The sequence below is a fragment of the Nocardiopsis prasina DSM 43845 genome, assembly GCF_000341265.1.
Classification (GTDB): Bacteria; Actinomycetota; Actinomycetes; order Streptosporangiales; family Streptosporangiaceae; genus Nocardiopsis; species Nocardiopsis prasina.
Genome location: NZ_ANAE01000125.1, coordinates 56,338 through 79,939, shown reverse-complemented (window position 1 = coordinate 79,939; position 23,602 = coordinate 56,338). Strand labels below are relative to the sequence as shown.

Below are 23,602 nucleotides of genomic sequence, written 5' to 3'. Positions count from 1 at the left end.
GTTCCTCCTCCTCTCGTGTGCTGACTTCAGGACTGTGCGGAGGCCATGACGGCCTCGTTGACGTCGCGACCCTCGCGTTCGGCCTCGGCCTGGGCGAGCAGGACGCGCTTGAAGTCGCGCGGCATGACCTTGGCGATGCGGTCGAGCCCCTTGCTGCCCTCGGCCAGGAGGCGTTCGGCGACGGTGGAGCCGGTCTCCGCGTGGTGGCGGGTGAGGACGCCGGTGAGGAACTCGCGGTCCTCGTCGGTGAGGGCCTCGACCTCGACCATCTCGGGGTTGACGCGTTCGGTGTCCAGGTCGAGGACGTAGGCGATGCCTCCGGACATGCCCGCCGCGAAGTTGCGCCCGGTACGGCCGAGGATGACGGCGCGCCCGCCGGTCATGTACTCGCAGCCGTGGTCGCCGATGCCCTCGACGACCGCGGTGGCGCCGGAGTTGCGGACGCAGAAGCGTTCGCCGACGACGCCCCGGAGGAGGATCTCCCCGGAGGTGGCGCCGTAGCCGATGACGTTTCCGGCGATGATGTGTTCCTCGGCGGCGAGGGTGGAGGCCTGTGCGGGGCGGACGATGACGCGGCCACCGGACAGGCCCTTGCCGACGTAGTCGTTGGCGTCGCCGGACAGCCGCAGGGTGATGCCCTGGGGCACGAAGGCGCCGAAGGACTGCCCGGCGGAGCCGGTGAAGGACACGTCGATGGTGTCGGCGGGCAGGCCGTCGGCACCGTAGCGCTTGGTGACCTCGTGCCCGAGCATGGTGCCCACGGTCCGGTTGACGTTGCGCACGGGCAGCTCGAGGCGGACCGGCTGGCCGAAGTCGAGAGCTCCCTCGCTGAGCTGGATGAGGGTGTTGTCCAGCGCCTTCTCCAGACCGTGGTCCTGGATGCGCCGGTGGGCGCGGTGGTCCCCGGCGATGGGCTCGACCTCGTGCAGGATCGGCGACAGGTCCAGGCCCTGGGCCTTCCAGTGGTCGACGGCCTCGGCGGTGTCGAGCAGGTCGACGGAGCCGATGGCCTCGTCGAGGCTGCGGAAGCCGAGCTGGGCCAGGTACTCGCGGACCTCCTGGGCGATGAACTCGAAGAAGTTCACGACGTACTCGGCCTTGCCGGAGAACCGCTCGCGCAGGGCGGGGTTCTGGGTGGCCACGCCCACGGGGCAGGTGTCGAGGTGGCAGACGCGCATCATGACGCAGCCCGAGACGACGAGGGGCGCGGTGGCGAAACCGTACTCCTCGGCGCCCAGCAGGGCGGCGACGACGACGTCGCGGCCGGTCTTCATCTGGCCGTCGGCCTGGACGACGATGCGGTCGCGCAGGCCGTTGAGCAGCAGGGTCTGCTGGGTCTCGGCGAGGCCGAGCTCCCAGGGGGTGCCCGCGTGCTTGAGGGAGGTCAGCGGCGAGGCGCCGGTGCCTCCGTCGTGACCGGAGATGAGGACGACGTCGGCGTGCGCCTTGGACACGCCGGTGGCGACGGTGCCCACACCGGCTTCGGAGACCAGCTTGACGTGGACCCGCGCGGACGGGTTCGCGTTCTTGAGGTCGTGGATGAGCTGGGCGAGGTCCTCGATGGAGTAGATGTCGTGGTGGGGCGGCGGCGAGATGAGGCCGACGCCGGGGGTGGAGTGGCGGGTGTTGGCCACCCACGGGTAGACCTTGTGGCCGGGCAGCTGGCCGCCTTCGCCGGGCTTGGCGCCCTGGGCCATCTTGATCTGGATGTCGTCGGCGTTGCTGAGGTAGTGCGAGGTGACGCCGAAGCGGCCGGAGGCGACCTGCTTGATGGCGCTGCGGCGCAGGTCACCGTTGGCGTCCGGGGTGAAGCGGGCCGGGTCCTCGCCGCCCTCGCCGGTGTTGGACTTGCCGCCGAGGCGGTTCATCGCGATGGCGAGGGTCTCGTGGGCCTCGGCGGAGATGGAGCCGTAGGACATGGCGCCGGTGGAGAAGCGCCTGACGATCTCCGAGACGGGCTCGACCTCGTCGATGGAGACGGGTTCGCGCACGCCCTCCTTGAGGCGGAACAGTCCCCGGAGCGTCATGAGCCGGGCGGACTGGTCGTCGACCCTGTTCGTGTACTCCTTGAAGATGTCGTACTTGCGGTCGCGGGTGGAGTGCTGGAGCCGGAAGACGGTCTCGGGGTCGAACAGGTGGGGCTCGCCCTCGCGGCGCCACTGGTACTCGCCGCCGACCTCCAGGCGCCGGTGGGCGTTGGGGTTGGCGGCGTGGGCGCGGCGGTGGCGGAGCGCGACCTCCTCGGCGAGGATGTCGAAGCCGACGCCGCCCAGGCGGGAGGTGGTGCCCGTGAAGCAGCGGTCGATGACCTCCTGGCCCAGGCCGAGGGCCTCGAAGATCTGGGCGCCGGTGTAGGAGCTGACCGTGGACACGCCGATCTTGGACATGACCTTCAGAACGCCCTTGCCGAAAGCCTTGACGGTGTTGCGGACGGCCGTGTCGGCCTCCACACCGCCGAGGGTGCCGCGCTCGACCAGGTCGCGGACGGTCTCCAGGGCCAGGTACGGGTTGACCGCCGAGGCTCCGTAGCCGACGAGGAGGGCCACGTGGTGGCACTCGCGGACGTCGGCGGCCTCGACGAGGAGGCCGACCTCGGTGCGGGACTTCTCGCGGACCAGGTGGTGGTGGACCGAGCCGGTGAGCAGCAGCGACGGTACGGGGGCGCGTTCGGCGTCGGCACGGCGGTCGCTGAGCACGAGGATGTGGGCGCCGTCGGCGATGGCCTGGGAGACCTCGGTGTTGATCTCGTCGAGGCGGGCGGAGAGGGCCTCGCCGCCGCCGTCGACGGGGTAGGTGCCGTCGACGGTGAAGGTGCGCAGCGCGGGGTTGTCCCGCCCGGCGGCGACGATGGCGGCGAGCTGGGCCTGGTCGACGACCGGGGTGGGCAGGACGAGGCGCTGGGTGTCGCCCGGGGAGGCCTGGAGGAGGTTGCCCTCGGCTCCGAGGAGGGTGGACAGGCTGGTGACCATCTCCTCACGGATGGCGTCCAGCGGCGGGTTCGTGACCTGCGCGAAGTTCTGCGAGAAGTAGTCGAAGAGCTGGCGCGAGCGCGCGGACAGGGCGGCCACCGGGGTGTCGGTGCCCATGGAGCCGATGGGTTCGGCGCCGGTGCGGGCCATCGGTGTGAGGATGATCCGCAGTTCCTCCTCGGTGTAGCCGAACACCTGCTGGGCGAGGTTGAGTTCGGTGACCGGGGCGGGTTCGGCGGCGGGGAGGTCGGCCAGGCGCAGGACGCCGGAGTCGATCCACTCCTGGTAGGGGTGTTCGGCGGCGAGTTCGGCCTTGATCTCCTCGTCCTCGATGATCCGCCCCTGGGCGGTGTCGACGACGAAGATGCGGCCGGGCTGGAGCCGTCCCTTGCGCACGACCGTGGCGGGGTCGATGTCGAGGACGCCGGCCTCGGACGCGAGGACGACGAGGCCGTCGTCGGTCACCCAGTAGCGGCCGGGGCGCAGTCCGTTGCGGTCCAGGACGGAGCCGACGACGGTGCCGTCGGTGAAGGACACCGAGGCGGGGCCGTCCCAGGGCTCCATGAGGGTGGAGTGGTACTCGTAGAAGGCCCGGACGGCCGGGTCCATCTCGGTGTGGTTCTCCCAGGGCTCCGGGATCATCATGAGGACCGCGTGCGGCAGCGAGCGGCCGCCCAGGTGGAGCAGTTCGAGGGCGTCGTCGAAGGACGCGGTGTCGGAGTCGTCGGGGTCGACGATCGGGAACACGCGGGACAGGTCGCCGGGGATGAGCTCGGTGGCGAGCTTGGCCTCGCGTGACCGCATCATGTTGCGGTTGCCCTTGACCGTGTTGATCTCACCGTTGTGGGCCACGTAGCGGAACGGGTGGGCGAGCGGCCAGGACGGGAAGGTGTTGGTGGAGAACCGGGAGTGGACCAGGGCCAGGCCGGAGGCGTAGCGGCGGTCGGACAGGTCCGGGAAGAACGGCTCCAGCTGCGGGGTGGTGAGCATGCCCTTGTAGGCGATGGTGCGCGGGGACAGGCTCGGGAAGTAGACGTCGGCCTCGTGCTCGGCGCGCTTGCGCACGCAGTAGGCGTGGCGTTCGAGGTCGATCCCGGTGAGGCCCTCGGTGGCGGTGCCGGGGGTGCCGGTGATGAAGAGCTGCCCGAAGTAGGGCATGGCCTCGCGGGCGGCGGGGCCGCTGTACTGGGGCTCGAAGGGGACCTCGCGCCAGCCCAGGAGGGTGAGGCCCTCGTCGGCGACGATGGTGTTGATGGTCCGCACGGCGGCGGCGCGCTCGGCGGCGTCGGAGGGCAGGAAGCCGATGCCGGTGGCGTAGGCGCCCGCGGCGGGGAGCGGGAAGTCGCAGACCTCGGTGTAGAGCTCGTGCGGGATCTGCGTGAGGATGCCCGCGCCGTCGCCGTCGTCGGGGTCGGCTCCGGAGGCGCCCCGGTGGTCGAGGTTGCGCAGGACGGTGAGCGCCTTGCTGACGATGTCGTGGCTCTGACGACCGGTGAGGTCGGCCACGAAGCCCACTCCGCAGGCGTCGTGCTCGAAGGCGGGGTCGTACAGGCCCTGGGGGGTGGCGTCTGCGTTCGTTCGGACGGACGAACGCCGCACGTTTCCAGCGGGCATCTGCCCTCCAGTCGTCTCTCGTCGGCTTCGTGAAAAGCGCATCCGGGACGACGTTGGCCCTGCTGCGTGCGTGATTCTGTTGTTCCGCCCGGGGGCGGTTCCCGACCGTGTGGGTTGCCCGTTCCGTGGCACCGTGTCGCGTACACGTCCTCGTGTCGCCGGTGGCGGTGGGCGGCCCGTGTCGGGCAGGTTCTCTTATACAGGCTGGTCCGGCCCCGATGCGAATCGGAGGTCTAGACCAGATGGCGCCGCGGTGCGCCGTGGCCCGTGGTGTGCCCGCTCCCTGGGGAGTGGCGTGGGTCCCTCTCGGACCGGGGTCCGATGAGGGCTGGCCTTGCGGGTTTTTCCACGAGGGAAACCCGCTAAACCTCCCAAAGGGGATGAAAGACCGATCGTTGTCCGGTTCTTCTCCCGACGCGTGAAGGCGCTGAGCACTGCCTTCCCACGTTACCCCGGGGGTGACACCACTCCCAAGGGCGAACGGAACGCACCGGGCAGTGATATCCCCCTCATCCGGTGGGGACCGCCCCGTCCGCGGCGCCTCCGGGGCGTCCGCGACGTGGGAGGATCACGGAATGGCAGGACACCCGACTTCCCCCGGCCCGGTCGATCCCGGAGCCGACTCCCCCGAGGCCGCCCGCGTAGCCGGCGCCCCGGAGACTCAGACGCCCCCTCGGCGCGCCGACCGCCCGCCCCTCCCCGAGGCGGTGGAGGACTTCCTGCGCGAGTACGGTCCCGACGCCCCGCGCCCCCGGTCGGTCCTGGCGCTGCTCTCCGACGGCCGTTGGTGGAGCGCCAACGACCTCGTGCGCGCCAGCGGTGTCGCGCACGCCGTGGTGGCCTCCCTGTTCAGGGCTCTGGAGGCCGCTGGAGAGCTGGAGCGCGAGCCCTCGGGCGACCGGCACCGGCTGACGCGGCCGGCCCCGTACACCGGTGCGCCCGCCCCGGCGCTGGCCGACCCGGTGGCCCACCTGCTCCCCGCCCACACAGGGGCCACCGCCGAGCTGGCGCGGGCGATCTCCGAGGGACCCGCCTCCGACCTGGACCTGGACCACGTGTCCGCGACCGCCGAGACCGCGCTGCGCCGCGCCCTGTTCCTGGCCACGAGGTTCGACCTCCGCCAGCGCACGCTGCTGTGCGTGGGCGACCACGACCTCACGTCCCTGGCGCTGGCGCTGGTGCAGCCGGAGGCCCGGGTGCGGGTGGTGGACCTGGACGAGCGGGTGCTGGCCCACATCGACGCGGTGGCCGAGCGGCTGGGACTGCCGGTGCGCACCCACACCGCCGACCTGCGCCTGGGGTTGCCCGCGTCGCTGCGCGAGGGCGCCGACCTGGTCTTCACCGATCCGCCCTACACCCCCGACGGGGTGGACCTGTTCGTACGGCGCGGTGTGGAGGGTCTGGCCGATCCCAGGCGCGGCCGGGTGCTGGTGGCCTACGGTGCCAGCGAGACCACCCCGAAGCTCGCGGCCGCCACGCAGGCGCGGATGGTGCGCTCGGGTCTCCTCCTGGAGGCGGTGTGGCCGGACTTCAACCGCTACCTGGGGGCGGAGTCGATCGGCGCCGCCAGCGACCTGTACGTGCTGCGTCCCCTCGCGCGCACCCTGCCCTCCCCCGGCGGTGACGCCTCGCGGGTGTACAGCCAGGGGGTCAACGCCAAGGAGGCGCGCGGGGGGCTCGACGCGGAGCGGGCCACGGCGGCGTTGGAGCGGATCGCCGAGCTGAGCCGATCGGGTACCGACGACACCGCGCCCGCCCTCGTCGGTGACTGGCCCCGGGAGGTGTCCGGAGAGGCCCGGGTGCGTCTGTCCACGTGGATGGACTCCCCCACCGCCGTGGGGGCGCGCGCCGTGGTCAACCTCACGGGCGGGTGGGAGCGGTTGGCGCCTCGCGTCGCGCTGGCGTCCACCACCGACGACACCTTCGTCCTGGTGCCCTCGTCCTCGCGCTGGGTACGTGACGAGGCGGGCCAGAAGGGATTCCGTGCCCTGGTGGAGCCCGGGTGCCGGGTCCGCTTCCTGCGGGGGGTGGGTGCCGCCGACCTCACCGCGATCCGGTGCACCCGGGACCCGGAGCCGGGCGAGGGCGCCGACCACGTGCTGGCGCACGTGCGGGGGCGGGCGCACGGGACGCTGACGGCGACCCTGCGTACGGGACTCGTGGAGGCGGCGGCCAGGTCGGGGCGGCCGATCAACAAGCGCACGGCCCGGCACGCGGTGGCCTCGGCCCCCGAGTGGGTGGCGGGGCACGGCCTGCTGGACCTGCCCGAGCACAGGTTCGCGGAGCTGCCGGGGGTGGCCTCGGAACTCCTGGCCCGGGTCGAGGAGTCCGCCGCGACGGAGTCGCGGGCCGACGGCGAGGACTGACCCGGATCGGTCCGGGTCCACGAACAGGGGCGGGGCCCGGAGGGAAGTGGTTCCCACCGGGCCCCGCCCGCGTGTTCGAGGGGTGGCGCCGCTACTCGCCGGGTACCCCCGGCGCCTCCACGGTGCCGTCCGCCGGGGGCGGGTCCTCGACCGTCTCCTGGCCGACGCCCTCCCCGGTACCGTCGCCCGCACCGGGCACCTCCTCCGTGCCGGTGCCCTCCTCGGTACCGGTGCCCTCCTCGGCACCGGCGGGCGCGTCACCGCCGAGCTCACCGATCCTGCGGAAGAAGGGGTTGCGGAAGTTGGCCAGGGTCACCAGCGGTGTGACCAGGCTGACCCGCTCGTCGACCGACTCGGAGTCGGTGGGCTGGACCCACACCACGACCAGGTAGTGGCCGGTGATGATGGCGTCCGCCGCGCTGTAGCCGGTGCCGAGACGGTTCAGGGGGTCCTCACCGGAGGGGGAGAGCACGAAACCGGGGTCGGCCGGCTCCTCACCCTCCTCGGCCTCGGGCAGTTCCATGGCCTCGGCCACGGCGCGGCTGCCCTCGATGTCCGCGAGGTTGAACACCGCGACCACACCGAAGACGTCGTCCTCGGACAGGTAGGTGGCGCGGCCCGCCTGTGTGCAGTCGGCGTCGGCCAGGGCCCGCTCCACCTGCTCGCCCCAGACCGCCGCGGAGCATTCCTCGGTCAGATCCGAGTCGCGCAGGGTGAAGCCCAGGCTCTGCCCGGAGATCTCGGAGTTGTGGCGCTCGAAGAGTTCGCCCTCGTTGAGCGGCCGGGTGTCCTGCTCCCGGGAGGCCAGCACCGAGTTCATGTTGCTGTCCTGGGAGTCCTGGACCTTGTACAGGGCGGGCCGGGTCTCCTGGGCGACCTGTTCCCCGCCGTCGTCTCCGGAGAACTGGAAGAACAGCACCGTGCCCAGGGCGATGAGAGCGACGACGAGCGCGCCGACCAGGAGGGTCAGCATCCCGCGGAGGCGGCGGGGCTCCTTCTTGCGTCGGCCGCCGCCCTTGCGGCGCCCGCCCTCGCGGTTCTCGGACCGGTTCTGGTCCTCCTGGGCGGTGGGTTCGGCTGGCTCGCTGTTTTTCCTCCGGCGGCCCGGCCTGCCAGGCGTCGACGGTTCAGAAGGGGACACCCAAAGGACCTTTCCGTGGATGCGGGCCGGTCACGTGAGGTGACCGGCCCGGTTGCGCTCGGGAACGGCGGGGGGACGCCTCCCGCCTGGTGTCGGCCCCGGGGCCGTGTTCCCAGAAATCCCTGGAACACACCCCTGCGGGCGGATCGATCTGTCCGAGATCCTATCGGGGCGCCCGACGGGGCCGGACAGACCCGCTCCTACTCTCCCTCTTCCTCTTCCTCGGGCTTGTGCGCGACGACCTCGTCGTAGACGAACCCGAAGGCGCTCTGCGAGACCACGCTCGCGGTGGCCAGACCGGAGTCGTCCCCCGGCAGGGAGCCATCGGTGCGCGCGACCCAGTACACGGCCAGGTAGTGACCCATGACCTGGGTGGTGGCCTGGCTGTAGCCCTCCTGGAGTCCCTCGACGCCGTCGAGTTCACGGGACAGCAGGAAGCCCGCCCCGGTCTCCACGTTGCCCGGGTCCATGGCGGCGGCCACCTCGGTGGCGCCCGCGCTGTCGGAGAGGTCGAACAGGGTCACCTGGGCGACGTAGTCGTCGTCGGAGTCGGTGTACACACCGGAGGCCGCGTTGAGGCAGTTGGCGTCCAGGAGGCTCTGGCCGAGCTGTTCGCCCCACACCAGTGAGGTGCAGGAGTCGGTGACCTCGGACTCCTGGAGCTCCAGCTTCATCCCGGCCATGTCGAGTTCCTCGACGGGCCCGAAGACGGACTCGTCGGTCATGGGCTCGACGTCGTCGGGACGGTTCTCGATGGAACCGAACACCTCGGGCCGGTCGGGCTCGGACAGGTACAGCTCCGGAGTGATGGTGCTGTGCCCCTCCGGCGGCGCGACGATGCTCTCCTCACCCCGGTCGGTGTTGCCGCCGGTCCCGGTGACGAGCTGGTAGGTCAGCAGTCCCAGGAGGGCGACCAGGGCGATGCTGAAGGCGCCCAGGAGCACTCCGAGCACGGCGGTGCCGCGCTTGCGCTTGCTCTGTTCGGCAAGGGTGTAGACGATCTGGTTGGGCCGGTCGCCCAGGACCGACACCTTCTTGATCGCGGACGCGGAGAAGGCGGAGACGAGTCCCACGCCCTTCTTGTCCTTGCGTCGGCCCTTGCGGCCCTCGGCACGAGTGGCCCCGTGTTCCGGGTCCTCCTCGTCCTCGTAACCGTCCTCGGGGTCGTCGTAGTCGTCGTACTCGGCGTCCGGGCGGGCCTGGGTGTGGCCGTACTCCGCGGAGAAGTCCTCCTCCGGGTCGTACTGCTCCTCGTACCCGTCCTCGGGGCCGTGTTCCTCGACGTGCTCTTCGGTGCGGGCGCTTTCGGCGCGGCGCGATCCGCCGCGCCGACGTCTGCGTCCGTGACCGGACTCGGCTCTGCTCACGGTCTTTCTCAATCGTCAACCCGTGGTCTGCTCGACTGTTGCGGGCTTCGTCGTACGGCGCGCACGGCCACGGGCCGGTGCGCCGGTTTTCGGAATGTCCCGCTCTACTCGGGCTTCGACCCGGAGTTGCCTTCCGCGCCGTCGGCGCCGTCCTCCGCCGAGCCCTCGCTACTAGATCGCTCAGGGCTCGGGTGGTATTCCGTCCCGGCTCCCTCGGAACCGCTCGTGGCCTGGTCGAACACCGAGTCGTCGCCGTCGACGGCACTGTAGACGGTGCCTTCGTCGGCCTTCTCGCCGGCGGATGTGTCTCCGAACACCTGGGTCCCGGCGTCCTGTCCGTGGGGGACGACGGCGGTGGAGAAGGAGTCGAGGCGGCGGCCGGCCCAGACGAAGTAGGCCAGGGCGCCGAGCAGGACCGCGATGGAGGTCCAGTTGTTCAGGCGCATGCCGAAGAAGTCGTTGGCGGGGTCGACGCGCAGGTACTCGATCCAGAAGCGGCCGACGCAGTAGCCCACGACGTAGACGGCGAAGAGGCGTCCGCCCTGGAGGGAGCCCTCGAAGCGGCGGCCGAGGTAGGCCAGCAGGACCGCCAGGACCAGGCACCACAGGGACTCGTAGAGGAAGGTCGGGTGATAGGTGGTGACTCCCACCTCCATGCCCGCCCGCATGTGGCCCTCGGGGGTGGGGTAGATCTCCAGCGCCCAGGGCAGGTCGGTGGGACGCCCGAAGAGCTCCTGGTTGAAGTAGTTGCCCCAGCGGCCGATGGCCTGGGCCAGCGGGAGGGTGGGGGCGATCGCGAAGGAGAGCTTGGACATCGACAGTCCGCGCTTGCGGGCGACCAGCCACACACCCACGGCGCCCAGCGGGATGGCGCCCCAGATGCCCAGTCCGCCCTCCCACACGTAGAGGGCCCGGATGGCCTCGCGGTCCGGCCCGAAGTACAGGTGGGCGTCACTGATGACGTGGTAGAGGCGTCCGCCGATCAGCCCCAGGATCACGGCCCACACGGCCATGTCCATGATGGTGCCGGGCTCGCCGCCCATCGCCTTCCAGCGGCGCTCGCTCCAGTAGACCGCGACGATGACCCCGGCGAGGATGCACAGGGCGTAGAAGTGGATCTGGAACGGCCCGATGGGGATCGAGTTGATCTCGGGGCTGGGAATGGCCGCGAGGGCGCGGCCGAACTCGGCCGCGCCCTCGGAAGCTGTCGACGACAATGTCACTGCTCTGCTCTCGGGTTCGCCCCGCGTGCGGGGGTGGTGATCAGGGGTTCTCCTCCGCGTCACCCCCGCCGTCGGAGTCCATCGGCTCGGTGTTGACCTCGCCGTCGCCCGCCTCTGCGATGGCGTCGGACAGGCCCCTGGCGGACATGGCGGTGTTGCCGTCGAGCAACTCGCCGTTGATGTAGACGGAAGGCGTGGCGCGGAACTCGTTGGCTCCGCTGTAGCGAGTGTAGGCCTTCCCTGTGGCGTCGATGATCTCGCCCGTGTAGGTGCCCTCCAGGAAGGCGGGGTCGTGTCCGTTGCTGGCTCCCCAGCTGATGAGGTCGGACAGGACCATGGTTCCGATGTTCTCCTCGCCGATCTGCTCGGTGGCGTCGGCGGTGAGGGCGGGCAGGTACTCCTCGGTGAACTCCTTGACGATCTCCGCCTCGCCGTCGACGCGGTCGTCGAAGGCCTGCGCGTCCTCGTCGGAGGGCTCGGTGTCGCGGAACCACTGTTTGAGCTCGTCGACGGTGAAGCCGTCCTTGCCCTCGGTGGGCTGGTTCTCGAAGAGGGTGTCGTTGTACTCGACGAAGACGCCGTAGTCCGCGGCGGCGCGGGCCGCGGCACCGGCGCGCAGTGAGTTCGAGCTGATGGGGACGGGCTGCTGGGCGAAGATGCTCATCGGCCGGTAGTGGACGATGGCGGTGCCCGCGGCGGCCTGCTCCTTGAGGACGTCACCGCCGAAGTGCTCGAACTGGCGGCAGGCGGGGCACTGGTAGTCGGCGTAGACCTCGACGACGGGGGCGGAGGCGTCCGGCTCGGCCATGACGACGCTGCCGTCCTCCTGGAGGGTCTGGGCGGCCAGCGGGCCCTCGTAGCCGTCGCTGTTGTCGGAGGTGAGGACGGCGTAGCCGATCCCGACGACGAGCAGGACCACGGCCGCGGCGGCGCCGACGACGATGAGGGTCCGGTTGCGTTTGGCGGCCCGCTTCTCCTTCTCCCGCTGTTCCCTGAGCTTCTCGCGGGAGCGCTTGCGCGCTTCACTCCCCATGGTGTTCCTCTGTTTCTGGCTTTCTGGAGGTGGTCGACCGTCGCGTCGGTGGTGCCGGGGCACCGTGTTCCGGGACTAGCGGAAGAGCCCGAGGGCGCGGTCGAGGGCGAAGGGGGATCGGGGCCAGAGCGCGATGAAGGCGCCCATGGCCGCGAAGGCGATGTCCCGTGCGATGGAGAGCCCGTATGTGGTCTCGCCGGGGTCGACCTGGCCGCCGCCGCCGAAGCAGCCGCAGTCGATGTTGAGGCCCCGGGCCATGGCGGAGAGGATTCCCGCGATGAAGACGATCATCAGCAGGGCGCCGACGGCGCCGACCTGGCGGGTGGCCAGGCCCACGAGGAGGAGCAGGGCGAGGGCGAGCTCGAACAGCGGGAGGACGTGGCCGATGAACTGGGCGACCTCGGTGGGGAAGAGGTCGTAGGCCTCGACCGCCTGCACGGAGAGGGCGGGCGGGAACTTGGTGACGGCCGCGGTGATGAGGACGGCGGCGAGACCGACCCGGCAGGCGAGGGTGAGCCAGGGTTGGACGGTCTCCCAGCGGCCGGTGGGCCGGGAGGTGGGGGTGTCGTCGTGGGTTTCCGTCATCTGCGAGGCCTTCGGGAGTGGGGGTCGGTCGTTCGCGCTCATGCCACTGGGTGCGCGCCTGGTCGCTCTTCGTGTTGGAACAAAGCCTACTGTGTGTAGTGACTTTGTGGCACAGGGCGTCGGAACCGGAGAGCACGGCGGGCGGCCACGCGTCCGGGACACCGCCATCACACCACCCGGAGCCCGAACGGGTGGCCGGTTCACGGGGATCCGAGGGCGCCTCTCACCCGATTCTCACCCTCTTAACCCTGGGCTTGACCTGCCCGGGACGGCTGGGGTGCGGACACGAGAGCGGTGGGCCGCGCCTTGCTGGCGCGGCCCACCGCGGGGGTTGTGGCATGGGCCGGGATCGGCTCCCGAGCCCTGGGGTCGGGCTACCGGGAGCGCACCCCGGCGGAGAGGTCCTCGGCGAAGGAGCGGACCGCGACGAGCCCGGTCTCCAGGTCCGGGGCGTCCAGGACTCGCTGGCAGAACCCGGCGCCGACGATGACGCCGTCGGCATAGGCGGCGACCTCGGCGGCCTGCGCGGCCGTGGAGATGCCCAGCCCCACGCAGATCGGCAGGCCCGACTCACGGGTGACCGCCCGGGTGCGGCGCACCAGGGCCTCGGCGGTGTCGGCGACCTGGGCGCGGGTACCGGTGACACCCATGAGCGAGGCCGCGTACACGAATCCGCTGCACGCGCCGGTGGTGAGTTCCAGGCGCCGGTCCGTGGAGGACGGGGCGACCAGGAAGATCCGGTCGAGTCCGGCCTGCTCGGAGGCCGCGTACCACTCCTCGGCCTCCTCGGGGATGAGGTCGGGGGTGATGACCCCCGCCCCGCCCGCCTTGGCGAGTTCGGTGGCGAAGCGCTCCACGCCGTAGCGTTCGATCGGGTTCCAGTACGACATGACCAGGGCGGCGGCGCCGGTCGCGGCCGTGGCCTCCACGACCCGGAGGACGTCGTCGGTGGTGGTACCCGAGGCCAGCGCCCGGTCGGCGGCGCGCTGGATGGTGGGACCGTCCATCATGGGGTCGGAGTAGGGCAGGCCGACCTCGATGACGTCGCACCCGCCCTCGACCATGGCCTGGATGACCCGGATCGAGGAGTCGACATCGGGGAAACCGGCGGGCAGGTAGCCGACGAGCGCGGCGCGGTCGGCCTCGCGGGCCTGGGCGAGCTTGGTCTGGAGCGTGGTCGCGGTCATCACGCCTGTCCCTCCGAGTCGACGAGGCCGAAGTAGGCGGCCGCGGTGTTGACGTCCTTGTCTCCGCGTCCGGAGAGGTTCACCAGGATCACGGCGTCGGGCCCGAGGCGCTTGCCGAGCCTCATCGCGCCGGCCAGCGCGTGCGCGCTCTCGATGGCGGGGATGATGCCCTCGGTGCGGCAGAGCAGCCGGAAGGCCTCCATGGCCTCGGTGTCGGTGACGGGCTCGTAGACCGCGCGTCCCGTGTCGGCCAGGTAGGCGTGTTCGGGGCCCACCGCGGGGTAGTCGAGCCCGGCCGAGATGGAGTGGCTGGGCAGGGTCTGGCCGTACTCGTCCTGGAGGACGAAGGTGCGCGCGCCGTGGAAGACGCCGTGGCTCCCGGCGGTGATGGAGGCGGCGGTCTGGTCGGTGTCGGCGCCCGCTCCCCCGGCCTCGAACCCGTAGAGGGCCACGCTCTCGTCGGGGATGAAGGCGGCGAAGATCGCGATCGCGTTGGATCCGCCGCCGACGCAGGCTGCGACGGCGTCGGGGAGCCTGCCGGTGAGTTCGAGGACCTGCTTGCGCGCCTCGGCGCCCACGACGAAGTGCAGGTCGCGGACGAGCTTGGGGAAGGGGTGCGGACCCGCTGCGGTACCGAAGAGGTAGTGGGTGTGGTCGACGTTGGCCACCCAGTCGCGGAAGGTCTCGTTGATCGCGTCCTTGAGGGTGCGGCTGCCGATGGTGACCGGGACGACCTCGGCGCCGAGCATGCGCATGCGGGCGACGTTGAGCGCCTGGCGCTTGGTGTCCTCCTCCCCCATGTAGATCACGCAGTCCAGACCCATGAGGGCGCAGGCGGTGGCGGTGGCCACGCCGTGCTGGCCCGCACCGGTCTCCGCGATCACGCGGGTCTTGCCCATGCGTTTGGTGAGCAGCACCTGACCCAGCACGTTGTTGATCTTGTGCGAGCCGGTGTGGTTGAGGTCCTCGCGCTTGAGCAGGACGCGCGCCCCGCCCGCGTGCTCGGAGAAGTTGCGGGCCTCGGTGAGGAGGCTGGGACGCCCCGCGTAGCTCTTGAGGAGTTCGTCGAACTCGGCCTGGAAGGCGGGGTCGTCCTTGGCCTTGGCCCACTCGGCCTCGACCTCGTCGAGGGCCGCGATGAGGGACTCGGGGGCGAACCGGCCGCCGAAGCGGCCGTAGTGCCCGCGGTCGTCGGGTACCGGTTGGGCGTGGCTCATGGGAAATTCTCCTGGGAAGAGGAGGCCGAGCGCGCGGAGTCGGCCCGGGGCGTCGCGCCCACGGGAGCCGCGCGCCGACCGGCCGTGCGGCCGCCTGGCTCGGGCGGCGCGAGTTGCTTCGGGTCAACGCGGCGACGGGAACCCGCGGGTCGTGCCTACGGGCTCCCTAGAGCCATCGCCATCGGCGCCGGAGCGGGCGCGCGGGCGTGTGCCGCGCGTGCTCCGTGTACGCCTTCGTCGATCCCATCGTGTTCGTCCCGTCAGTTCCGGTCGCGCAGCGCGGGGTGGGCGCCGGCGGTCACCAGGTCGGCGACGGCCTCGCGCGGGTTGCGTCCCCGGACCAGGCTCTCGCCCACCAGGACGGCCCCGGCTCCGGCTCCGGCGTGGGCCAGCAGGTCGTGCGGGCCCCGGATCCCGGACTCGGCGATTCTGACACGGTCCGCCGGGATGAGGGGGGCGAGCCGGGCGAAGGTGTCCCGGTCGACCTCCAGGGTCCTGAGGTTGCGCGCGTTGACGCCGATGACGGTCGCTCCGGCGTCCAGGGCGCGGGCGACCTCGTCCTCGTCGTGGACCTCGACCAGCGGGGTCAGGCCCAGCGAGCGGGCGCGTTCGACGAGGGAGACCAGGGCGTCCTGGGGCAGGGCGGCGACGATGAGGAGGATCGCGGAGGCTCCGTGGACGCGGGCCTCCCACAGCTGGTAGGAGCTGACGACGAAGTCCTTGCGCAGCAGGGGGGTCTCGACGGCGGCGTGGACGGCGCGCAGGTCGTCCAGGCTGCCGTTGAACCGGCGCCCCTCGGTCAGCACGCTGATCCAGGTGGCGCCGCCCGCCTCGTAGTCGCGGGCCAGGGCGGCGGGGTCGGTGATGGAGGCGAGCGGGCCCTTGGAGGGGCTGGCCCGCTTGACCTCGGCGATGACGTGCACGCCCGGGCGGCGCAAAGCCGCCTCGGCGTCCTTGGGGACGGGCACCGACTCGGCTTGGGCCTTGAGGCGGTCCAGGGGGAGTTCCGCCTGTCGCTGCGCCAGGTCAGCGCGTACTCCGTCGAGGATCTCGTCGAGCACGCTCACAGGTTCTAGCTCCCTCGTCCATGGTTGCGGTTCACGGCGGCCGGTCCGGAGGTGGACACGGCGGTCCGGTCGGGGTGTCGGCGCGGGGCCGTCACACCCTGTGCTGGTCATCGTATCGACCCTCGGGGGCCGTGGGGCCGCCGCCCCCGGGTCACCGCGCGGGAGGATTCGGCGCGATCGGGCAGGAACCCGCATCATCGGGGCGGGTCCGTTCTCACCAGGAGGGCAGGAGCGGGGTGCCGGGGGCGAGGAAGGAGAACCAGGGCAGGTTGCGGGCGATCCAGAAGACCACGAAGGAGACGAGGATCGTCCAGACGAACCAGGTGGGGGCGGGTCCGGGCGGTCGTGCGCGTGGCCGCAGGGTCCCGGCCAGCCAGGTCGCGTAGGTGAGGGCGAGGTAGGGCAGGAGCAGCACCAGGAGCGGGTTCATGGCGAGGGCGCCGAGCACGTCCAGGTGGGTGAGCAGTGCCACCGCGCGCATGGTGCCGCAGCCGGGGCAGAACGTGCCAGTGAGGAGCAGCCAGGGGCAGGTGGGGTAGTTGCCCGGTTCGTTGGGGTCCACCAGGTGGAGGAGGACGAGCCCGAACACCCCGAGCACGCCCAGGGACACCGGCCAGGTGGCCGGGTGGACCCGCTGGACGAGACGGGTGACCCATCCCGTGGTCACGCCTCCCCCGGACCGGTCCGCGGGTCCGGCCGGGCGGGTCGGGACGGGTGGCCGGGGGCTGGCGGGTTCGTCGTCTTGCTGCACCCGCCCAGACTACTGGCGGGTCCGCGGGTGTCCCCGGGTCAGGCCGCGATCGACGCGACGATGACGACGCCCATCGAGAGCAGGTACAGGGCCGTGACCACGAAGCAGCACAGGCCGATGATGCCGAGCACCTTCGCGGTGCTCGCGGCGGACTCGGCCCCGGCGTAGTCGCCGATGTGCCACTTGCTGCTGACCTGGAGGGCGAAGATCAGGCCGATGATGCCGATGATGCTCGTCATGCCGAGGCAGCCGAAGATGCCCAGGATGTTGAAGGCCAGGTAGTTCTTGGGCGGGTCCGAGGCGGGAGGCTGCACCCCGTACGGACCGGGTACCCCGTAGGGTCCGGGAGCGCCGTAGTGCTGCATGGGCTGGCCGTAGGGAGCGTACGGCTGACCGTACTGCGGGACCGGAGGGCCGTAGCCGCCGGTGGACTGGTCGTGTCCCGCGGGGTCGCCCGGGGGCGGAGGCCCGTAACTCATGGATGGTGTCCTTCCGGACGTGTGTCGGGCGAGGGGGCGGGGAGACCGGCCCGCGCGACCTGCGGGTCGACGGCGGGTCCGGTGAGGTGAATGTACCCGCCCCGGGGGTACCCGTCCATTTCCGTGGCCCACCCGGGGTGGGCCACGGACGCTCCGTGCGGGAGGGACTACTTGGCGGTGGCGGTGGCGGCGGTGGCTCCGCGACCCGCCTCCCACTCCTCGCGCGTGGGCGGGACGGGGCGGGGCTCCTTGCGGCCCAGGCCGACCTTCTTCATCACGCCGGCGACGGCGGCCAGGGCGATGCTGGCGACCAGCGCGATGACGGTCCAGGTGACGAGGTCGCCGCCGAAGATGATGGCGACGGCGGCCACGGTCCAGGCGACGATCCAGGAGACGGTCAGGAACCAGGCGGACACGGTGTTGCCGTGGTCGTCGTGCTCTTCGTGGTGGGCGTCGGCCATCAGGGGCTCTCCTTGGGTTGGGCTGGCCGCTCGGCCAGCGGTGCGGGTTCGGTGTCGTCACCGGCTTCGGCGCGGACCGCCGGGTCGGTTCCGGCGGGCGCTCCGACCTCCGGGGCGCCAAGAGTGGGGTCGTCACCGGCGTCCAGCGATTTCCACAGGTCGGCTGGTGTCTCCGCCTGGCGCGGACGCGGTGCGGCGTCCCGATCGTACCGGTTGCCCATGCCCGGCCAGGCAGGGGCACGTACCAGCGAGACCAGGCCGGCCAGGAGCAGCAGGACCGCCCCCGCGGCGCCCATCGCGGGGGCGAGGGCGTGGAGTTCCGGTGCTCCGGCGGTCTGCGCGGCGCCCGCGGTGTCCGTGGCCAGCCGCGTGACGGCGTCGGCCAGCGTGTCCGGGCGGGTGGCCGACCAGAGCGAGGTGAGCGCGAACACACCGCAGGCCGTGACGAGCAGGGCGACGACGCGGCGGGCCCACGAGCGGGCCGCGTACAGGCCGACGACCCCGGCGAGTCCGGCCCAGCCCAGCCCGCGAAGGGCTCCGGTGAGGTCTCCTCCGGTGAGCTCCACGGGGACGGCGGCGACGGGCCCGGGCGAGGCGAGTTCGCCGGTCGCCCACACGCGTCCGGAGGCGGCCAGCATGAGCGCCGCCCCGGCGGCCATGGCGAGCGTGGTCACGCCGTACTCGCGGCGGGCCCGGGGCGCGGCGCGGGTCACAGCAGCCGTCCGGCGTCGAAGCACGTGCGGTCCCCGGTGTGGCACGCGGCGCCGGTCTGGTCGACGCGCACCAGGAGGGTGTCCCCGTCGCAGTCGAGTGCGACGGACACCACGCGTTGGGTGTTTCCGGAGGTGGCGCCCTTGACCCAGTACTCGCCCCTGCTGCGCGACCAGTACGTGGCGTCGCGGGTGGTGAGGGTGCGGTGCAGGGCCTCGTCGTCCATCCAGGCCAGCATGAGGACCTCCCCGGTGTCGTGCTGCTGCACGACGGCGGGGACCAGGCCGTCCGCGGTGTGCTTCAGACGTGCGGCGATGTCCGGGTCGAGGTTGGTGGCGCTCATGCACTCCAGGTTATGGCCGCCGTCGGCGCGTTGCCCACCGGGTGCTGGTTGACGCCGGTCACTCCCCCGCGCTCGGCGGGGGGATTAGAGTTCGTGCGTCCGTGACGTCGCCGTTCCGACGGTTCTGCCAGCTTGGGAGCTCCCGTGACCGCCGAGCACCTGTCCGCCGACCTGGCGGGGAAACCCGCCGTGTTGACCGAGCTCGCCCAGCGCTTCCCGCGCTGGGACCCCTACGCGGCGCTGCCCGCGCTGTTTGAGGACGAGCCCGCGTCGGTGCGGTTCCTCGCCCTGGGCCCGGCGCGGCGCGCGTGCGAGGTGGCGGCCGCCCGGTTGCGGCGCGGGGGTGTGGCGGCCCACGCCGACTTCTCCTCCTCCGCCGAGGAGCCCCCGACGGGCCCGGAGACGCTCGTGGTGGCGGTGAGTCTGGGAGACGGCCAGCGGGAGCTGCACTCGGCGCTGGACCGGTACGTGGGGCGGTCACCGGTGATCGTGCTGGCGCCGGACGAGGACGCCGTGGTGGGGCGCTACGCGGACCTGCTGGTGCCGTTGCGCGCGGGTGAGGAGCTGTCCGGACTGGGGTGCCGCGCCTACCAGCACGCCCTGGCGCTGCTCCTTTTGTTGGGTCACCGGTTGGGGGCGCCCGCCACGGGAGGGAGCACGAACTTCCCGGGACTGCTCCGGCGGGTCGCCAACGCGTCCCGGGTGTTGTTGGAGGGCGCCCCGGAGTGGGTGCCCGAGGCCGCCCGGTTGCTGGACTCCCCCGACGGGGTGCGACTGGTGGCCCCGGCCGAGCGGCTGGCCTCCGCCGAGCAGGGGGTGCGGGTGCTGCGCAGGGGACCGATCCGGGTGGCGCACACGGCCGAGACCGGTGAGTGGTCGCACTCGGACCGGTACCTGGCGGCGGTGACGGACTACCGGGCCCTGCTGTTCGCGGGGTCCGCCTACGACCAGCGCTTCGCCGAGCACCTCGGGCAGCTGCGCGGTTCGTTCGTCGCGGTGGGACCCACCCCCGGACACGAACGCGTTCCGGGGGCGGGCCTGAGCGTGCGCTACCCGGGGGACGCGGACCCGGACGTCAGCCTGCTGACCGAACCCCTGGTGGCGGAACTGTTGGCCGCGCACTGGTGGAGCTGAGGTTGGTTCTCCTTGGGCCTCCGCTGCGCGTCGGCCCGGGTCGGGTGAGGGAACCTCAGGCGGAGGAGCGGATCCAGGAGGCGTAGAGGTCCGCGTACACGCCGGGGCGGTCCACCAGTTCGTCGTGGGAACCGCTCTGGACGATGCGGCCGTCGTCGAACACCAGGACCCGGTCGGCGGCCTCGGCCGTGGACAGGCGGTGGGCGATCGCGACCGAGGTGCGTCCCCGGGTCAGCCGGTCCAGGGCCCGCTGGATGCGGACCTCGGTGTGCGGGTCCACCGCCGATGTGGCCTCGTCCAGGACGAGCAGGTCCGGGTCGGCCACGTACGCGCGCACGAGGGCGACCAGCTGGCGCTCCCCCGCTGACAGGGACTCGCCGCGCTGGCCCACCGGGGTGTCCAGACCGTGGGCGAGGCTGCCCAGCCAGTCGGAGAGGCCGAGTTCGTTGACGGCCGTCTCCAGCTCGGCGTCGGTGCTCTCTGGGCGGGCGAAGCGGATGTTGTCACCCAGGGAGCTGTCGAACAGGAACCCCTCCTGGGGAACCATGACGACGCGGCTGCGCAGCGAGGAGAAGGAGACCTCCCGCAGGTCGACCTCGTCCAGGCTGACGGTGCCGGACGCGGGGTCCATGAGGCGGGTGAGGAGCTTGACGAAGGTGGTCTTGCCCGACCCCGTCTCGCCGACGACCGCGACCCTGGTGCCGGGCGTGATCTCCACGTCCACGTCGTCCAGGACCACGGGGCCCTCGGGGTAGGAGTAGGTGACCCTGTCGAACCCGACCCGCACCGGTCCGCGCGGCAGCACGCGTCCGGCCTCGCCGGGGTCGGCGATGTCGGGGGCGGTGTCCAGCACCCCGAGCACGCGCCGCCAGCCCGCGATGGCGTTCTGGGCCTCGTTGAAGATCTCCGTGGCCATCATCATCGGCTGGATGAACAGCGTCATGAGGAACAGGAACGCGATGAGCTGACCCGCGGTGAGGTCTCCCGCGATCCCCAGCCACACGCCGACCAGGACGACGGCGACGTTGCCAAGCGCGGCGACGATCTCGGCGAACGGCGAAACGGCCATGGACAGGCGCTGCGCCTTCACCTGGGCCCGCCTGGTGGCCAGCACCGTGGTGTCGATGCGTCCGGCCGTGCGCTCCTCGGTGCCGTGGGCGCGGATGACGGCGGCGCCCATCACGGTCTCGCCGATGGCGCCGAGCATGTCGCCGGTGCGCTCGCGGACCGTGAGGTAGGCCCTGGACAGGAGCTTCTGGAGCCAGCGCACGCCGAAGAACAGCGGCAGGACGCAGATCCACACCACGAGGGTGAGCTGCCAGGAGTAGACCGCCATGAGGGTGGTGGCGACCAGGAGCTGGCCGGTGCTGACCAGCAGGAGCAGCCCGCCCCACTGCATGAAGGTGCTGATCTGGTCGACGTCCCCGGTGACCCGGGAGACCAGGGCGCCCTTGCGCTCACTGTTCTGGGTCAGCACGGACAGGTCGTGGACGTGCCGGAAGGCCTTGCGGCGCAGGGTCGCCAGCCCGGACTCGGTGGCCCGGTACAGGCGCAGGTTCATCAGGTAGGAGCAGAACATGGTGACCACGAGCAGTCCGGCGCAGACCGCGACCATGCGGGCCACGAAGCCGAGGTCGGGACCTCCCTCCCCGGTGAGCCCGTTGTCGATGATCTGCTGGACGGCGACGGGCACGATGACCTTGCCCGCGGTCGCGACCAGGGCGAACAGCAGGGTGAGCCACAGGCCCCGGGCGAACTCCGGGGACAGTTGGAGACCGCGCCGGATGGTACCGAGGGCGGTGTCCTGGTTCTGGTGCAGGGACAGGACGGGGTCGCGTTCGGGGCGCCCCGCCCCGGCCGCCTGTTCCGAGCTGTCGTCGGTACGGGCCTGGGTCGGTGCGCTCATCGGCTGGTCTCCTCGGCGGCGTCGGTGGAGTGTCCTCCGGTGGGAAGGCGGGGTTCCGCGGGTCCGGGCTCCTCCGGGATCGGGGCGCGCTCGGCCTCGTTCTCGGCCGAGGCTCGTTCGTAGGCGGTGACGAGCCTGTTGTAGCCGCTGGAGGTGGACAGGAGCTCGGTGTGGGAGCCGCGTGCCAGGACGCGCCCGCCCTCCATGTAGAGGACCTCGTCCGCGAGCTCGATGGTGGCTCTGCGGTAGGCCACGACGACCACGGTGGCGGCGTCGTCGCGTTCGCGCAGGCCGGCCAGGATCTGGGCCTCGATCTGCGGGTCCACGGCCGAGGTCGCGTCGTCCATGATCAGGAGCCGGGGGCGGCGGACGATGGCACGGGCCAGGGCCAGGCGCTGGCGCTGGCCTCCGGACAGGGTGGTGCCCTTCTCTCCGAGGCGCGCGTCGAGTCCGCCGTCGAGTTCGGCGATGAAGCCGTCCGCGCGGGCCAGTCGGAGCGCGGCCCAGATCTGTGCGTCGTCGACCCCGGCCGCGCCTAGGGCGATGTTGTCGCGGACGGAGTCCTCGAACACGAAGGTGCCCTGGGGCACGAGGGCGGCGTGACTCGGGATCTGGTCCCTGGCGAGGTCGCGCAGGTCGACGCCGTCGTAGCTGACGGCACCGGATTCGGGGTCGACCAGCCGCATGAGGACGGTGGTGAGCGTGGACTTGCCGGACCCGGTGGGACCGACGAGGGCGACGGTGCGTCCGGGGGCGATGTCGAGGTCGACACCGTTGAGGACGGTGGTGCGGGCCCCCGTGACGGTGTCGTCCAGGAGGTCGCGGACGCCGCCGTCGGCGTCGTAGGCGTCGGCGTAGGAGAAGGTGACGTCGCGGGCGCTGAGCGCGAGACCGCGTTCGGTGGGCTCCAGGGTCCGGTCGCCGTGTTCCATGGTGCCGCCGGAGTTGAGGACGGACTGGACGCGGTCCCAGCCGACCACGCTGCGGGGCAGGTCGCCGAGGATCCACCCGAAGGAGCGGATCGGCAGGGCCAGGAGCGTGAAGAGGAACGCGATCTGGACGAGTTCGCCGGGTTCGATGGCGCCGGTGGACAGGCGCCACATACCCAGGAGGAGCACGGCGAGCACACCGAAGTTGGGCAGGGCCTCGGTGAAGGGGTCGAAGATGGAGCGCATGCGGCCGACCTGGATGAGGGCGTCGCGCAGGCGGTGGGCGGACCGGGTGAAGCGTTCGGTCTCGGTGTCCTCGCGGCCCAGGGTCTTGACGACGAGGGCGCCGTCGAACGACTCGTGGGCGACGCCGCTGACCTCGGCGCGCAGGGCCTGGGCGCGGGAGGCCATCGGTGAGACCCTGCGCTGGAAGACGACGTTGGCGGCGGCCAGGATCGGGAAGACCACGAAGGCGACCAGGGCCAGGACCGGGTCGGTCACGACCATCGCAATGGAGGCGATGACCAGCATGAACACGCTGCCGACGGCCATGGGGAGCGGGGCAAGGGGCTGCCAGGCGGCCTCGACGTCGGCGTTGGCGTTGGACAGGAGCTGGCCGGTGGGGTGGCGGTGGTGCCAGGAGAGCGGGAGTTCCAGGTACTTGCGGGCGACGGCGCGGCGGTAGCGGGCCTGCATACGGAACTGCATGAGCCCGGCGAGCAGGCGGCGCAGGGCCAGGCCCACGGCCTTGCCGAGGCCGACCGCCATGAGCAGGGCCGCGGCGGCGACGAGCGCGGCCGCGGTGGTCTCCCCCGCGGAGAAGGCCGGGAGGATGGTGTTGTCGGTGAGGTACCCGAGCACCGAGGCGGAGCCGACGGTCACGCCCGCGTGCAGCATGGCTCCGGCGACGGCGGCGAGGAAGATCCACGGTTCGGTGCGGGCGGCGACCCCCAGGACACGCATCCCCCGGGCGAAGACGCCCTTGTGGGGGTCGGTGACCTGGTCGGGGGTGCTGGTGTCGACCCCCTCCGCGGCGGGTTCGCCCGGCGGGTCCCCCTCCCGCTTCGCCTGGTCCGCCGTCGTGGTGCCCTGCGCCATACGCCCCCCGTTTCCGCTTCT

Annotated in this window: 18 protein-coding genes; 2 read left to right on the top strand and 16 right to left on the bottom strand. The window is 71.9% G+C overall.

Features of this window, described 5'->3' with window-relative positions; translation table 11 throughout:
* Positions 1-26: 26 nt before the first annotated feature.
* On the bottom strand, positions 27-4,583 hold the full coding sequence (gene gltB, locus D452_RS0112845; RefSeq protein ID WP_017544555.1) for a glutamate synthase large subunit: 4,557 nt from the start codon (positions 4,581-4,583) through the stop codon (positions 27-29).
* Between the two features lie 575 nt (positions 4,584-5,158).
* Between gltB and D452_RS0112840 the strand changes: the two genes are divergently transcribed.
* Positions 5,159-6,949, top strand: a complete 1,791-nt coding sequence (locus tag D452_RS0112840) for a bis-aminopropyl spermidine synthase family protein (protein WP_040693702.1) — start codon at positions 5,159-5,161, stop codon at positions 6,947-6,949.
* A 91-nt stretch (positions 6,950-7,040) separates the two neighbouring features.
* Here D452_RS0112840 and D452_RS0112835 read toward each other — a convergent pair whose 3' ends face one another.
* The 13 genes from D452_RS0112835 to hisI form a co-directional block, all read right to left on the bottom strand.
* The gene (locus tag D452_RS0112835) at positions 7,041-7,922 is read right to left on the bottom strand and encodes a hypothetical protein (RefSeq protein ID WP_017544553.1); all 882 of its coding nucleotides are present in this window, start codon (positions 7,920-7,922) and stop codon (positions 7,041-7,043) included.
* A 368-nt stretch (positions 7,923-8,290) separates the two neighbouring features.
* Complete coding sequence (locus tag D452_RS0112830) at positions 8,291-9,457, bottom strand: hypothetical protein (protein ID WP_017544552.1); 1,167 nt, start codon at positions 9,455-9,457, stop codon at positions 8,291-8,293.
* A 104-nt stretch (positions 9,458-9,561) separates the two neighbouring features.
* On the bottom strand, positions 9,562-10,674 hold the full coding sequence (gene lgt, locus D452_RS0112825) for a prolipoprotein diacylglyceryl transferase (RefSeq protein WP_017544551.1): 1,113 nt from the start codon (positions 10,672-10,674) through the stop codon (positions 9,562-9,564).
* Positions 10,675-10,720: 46 nt separating this feature from the next.
* On the bottom strand, positions 10,721-11,713 hold the full coding sequence (locus tag D452_RS0112820) for a DsbA family protein (RefSeq protein WP_017544550.1): 993 nt from the start codon (positions 11,711-11,713) through the stop codon (positions 10,721-10,723).
* 75 nt (positions 11,714-11,788) lie between these two features.
* A complete protein-coding gene (locus tag D452_RS0112815) occupies positions 11,789-12,298 on the bottom strand; it encodes a MauE/DoxX family redox-associated membrane protein (protein ID WP_026129249.1) in 510 nt (169 codons plus the stop codon).
* A 374-nt stretch (positions 12,299-12,672) separates the two neighbouring features.
* Positions 12,673-13,485, bottom strand: a complete 813-nt coding sequence (trpA, locus tag D452_RS0112810; protein WP_017544548.1) for a tryptophan synthase subunit alpha — start codon at positions 13,483-13,485, stop codon at positions 12,673-12,675.
* A complete protein-coding gene (trpB, locus tag D452_RS0112805) occupies positions 13,485-14,702 on the bottom strand; it encodes a tryptophan synthase subunit beta (RefSeq protein ID WP_017544547.1) in 1,218 nt (405 codons plus the stop codon). Before trpB ends, trpA begins: the two co-directional genes overlap by 1 nt.
* 260 nt (positions 14,703-14,962) lie before the next feature.
* The gene (gene trpC, locus D452_RS0112800) at positions 14,963-15,769 is read right to left on the bottom strand and encodes an indole-3-glycerol phosphate synthase TrpC (protein ID WP_017544546.1); all 807 of its coding nucleotides are present in this window, start codon (positions 15,767-15,769) and stop codon (positions 14,963-14,965) included.
* 214 nt (positions 15,770-15,983) lie between these two features.
* Positions 15,984-16,436 carry a DUF2752 domain-containing protein gene (locus tag D452_RS0112795; protein WP_017544545.1) on the bottom strand — a complete coding sequence of 151 codons (453 nt, stop codon included), beginning with the start codon at positions 16,434-16,436 and terminating at the stop codon, positions 15,984-15,986.
* Between the two features lie 122 nt (positions 16,437-16,558).
* On the bottom strand, positions 16,559-16,999 hold the full coding sequence (locus D452_RS0112790; RefSeq protein ID WP_017544544.1) for a CD225/dispanin family protein: 441 nt from the start codon (positions 16,997-16,999) through the stop codon (positions 16,559-16,561).
* Positions 17,000-17,166: 167 nt separating this feature from the next.
* Positions 17,167-17,460, bottom strand: a complete 294-nt coding sequence (locus D452_RS0112785; RefSeq protein ID WP_017544543.1) for an HGxxPAAW family protein — start codon at positions 17,458-17,460, stop codon at positions 17,167-17,169.
* Positions 17,460-18,173, bottom strand: a complete 714-nt coding sequence (locus tag D452_RS0112780; RefSeq protein ID WP_017544542.1) for a Trp biosynthesis-associated membrane protein — start codon at positions 18,171-18,173, stop codon at positions 17,460-17,462. The genes D452_RS0112785 and D452_RS0112780 overlap by 1 nt, the downstream gene beginning before the upstream one ends.
* Positions 18,170-18,514, bottom strand: a complete 345-nt coding sequence (hisI, locus tag D452_RS0112775) for a phosphoribosyl-AMP cyclohydrolase (RefSeq protein ID WP_017544541.1) — start codon at positions 18,512-18,514, stop codon at positions 18,170-18,172. The genes D452_RS0112780 and hisI overlap by 4 nt, the downstream gene beginning before the upstream one ends.
* A gap of 144 nt (positions 18,515-18,658) precedes the next feature.
* Here hisI and D452_RS0112770 point away from each other — a divergent pair, with 144 nt between their 5' ends.
* Positions 18,659-19,648 (top strand): hypothetical protein, encoded by a 990-nt coding sequence (locus D452_RS0112770; RefSeq protein WP_017544540.1) that lies wholly within the window; start codon positions 18,659-18,661, stop codon positions 19,646-19,648.
* A 55-nt stretch (positions 19,649-19,703) separates the two neighbouring features.
* On the opposite strand, the gene D452_RS0112765 is transcribed toward D452_RS0112770, so the two are convergent.
* Both D452_RS0112765 and D452_RS0112760 read right to left on the bottom strand, forming a co-directional pair.
* Positions 19,704-21,554 (bottom strand): ABC transporter ATP-binding protein, encoded by a 1,851-nt coding sequence (locus D452_RS0112765; RefSeq protein ID WP_017544539.1) that lies wholly within the window; start codon positions 21,552-21,554, stop codon positions 19,704-19,706.
* On the bottom strand, positions 21,551-23,581 hold the full coding sequence (locus D452_RS0112760; protein WP_017544538.1) for an ABC transporter ATP-binding protein: 2,031 nt from the start codon (positions 23,579-23,581) through the stop codon (positions 21,551-21,553). Before D452_RS0112760 ends, D452_RS0112765 begins: the two co-directional genes overlap by 4 nt.
* Positions 23,582-23,602 lie beyond the last annotated feature (21 nt).

Bases quoted from the DNA above. Each gene is read 5' to 3' on its own strand.
- trpB (WP_017544547.1), bottom strand. From the start codon at position 14,702: ATGAGCCACGCCCAACCGGTACCCGACGACCGCGGGCACTACGGCCGC.
- D452_RS0112835 (WP_017544553.1), bottom strand. From the start codon at position 7,922: ATGCTGACCCTCCTGGTCGGCGCGCTCGTCGTCGCTCTCATCGCCCTG.
- hisI (WP_017544541.1), bottom strand. From the start codon at position 18,514: ATGAGCGCCACCAACCTCGACCCGGACATCGCCGCACGTCTGAAGCAC.
- trpA (WP_017544548.1), bottom strand. From the start codon at position 13,485: ATGACCGCGACCACGCTCCAGACCAAGCTCGCCCAGGCCCGCGAGGCC.
- D452_RS0112765 (WP_017544539.1), bottom strand. From the start codon at position 21,554: ATGAGCGCACCGACCCAGGCCCGTACCGACGACAGCTCGGAACAGGCG.
- D452_RS0112840 (WP_040693702.1), top strand. From the start codon at position 5,159: ATGGCAGGACACCCGACTTCCCCCGGCCCGGTCGATCCCGGAGCCGAC.
- D452_RS0112820 (WP_017544550.1), bottom strand. From the start codon at position 11,713: ATGGGGAGTGAAGCGCGCAAGCGCTCCCGCGAGAAGCTCAGGGAACAG.
- D452_RS0112815 (WP_026129249.1), bottom strand. From the start codon at position 12,298: ATGACGGAAACCCACGACGACACCCCCACCTCCCGGCCCACCGGCCGC.
- D452_RS0112785 (WP_017544543.1), bottom strand. From the start codon at position 17,460: ATGGCCGACGCCCACCACGAAGAGCACGACGACCACGGCAACACCGTG.
- D452_RS0112790 (WP_017544544.1), bottom strand. From the start codon at position 16,999: ATGAGTTACGGGCCTCCGCCCCCGGGCGACCCCGCGGGACACGACCAG.
- gltB (WP_017544555.1), bottom strand. From the start codon at position 4,583: ATGCCCGCTGGAAACGTGCGGCGTTCGTCCGTCCGAACGAACGCAGAC.
- D452_RS0112760 (WP_017544538.1), bottom strand. From the start codon at position 23,581: ATGGCGCAGGGCACCACGACGGCGGACCAGGCGAAGCGGGAGGGGGAC.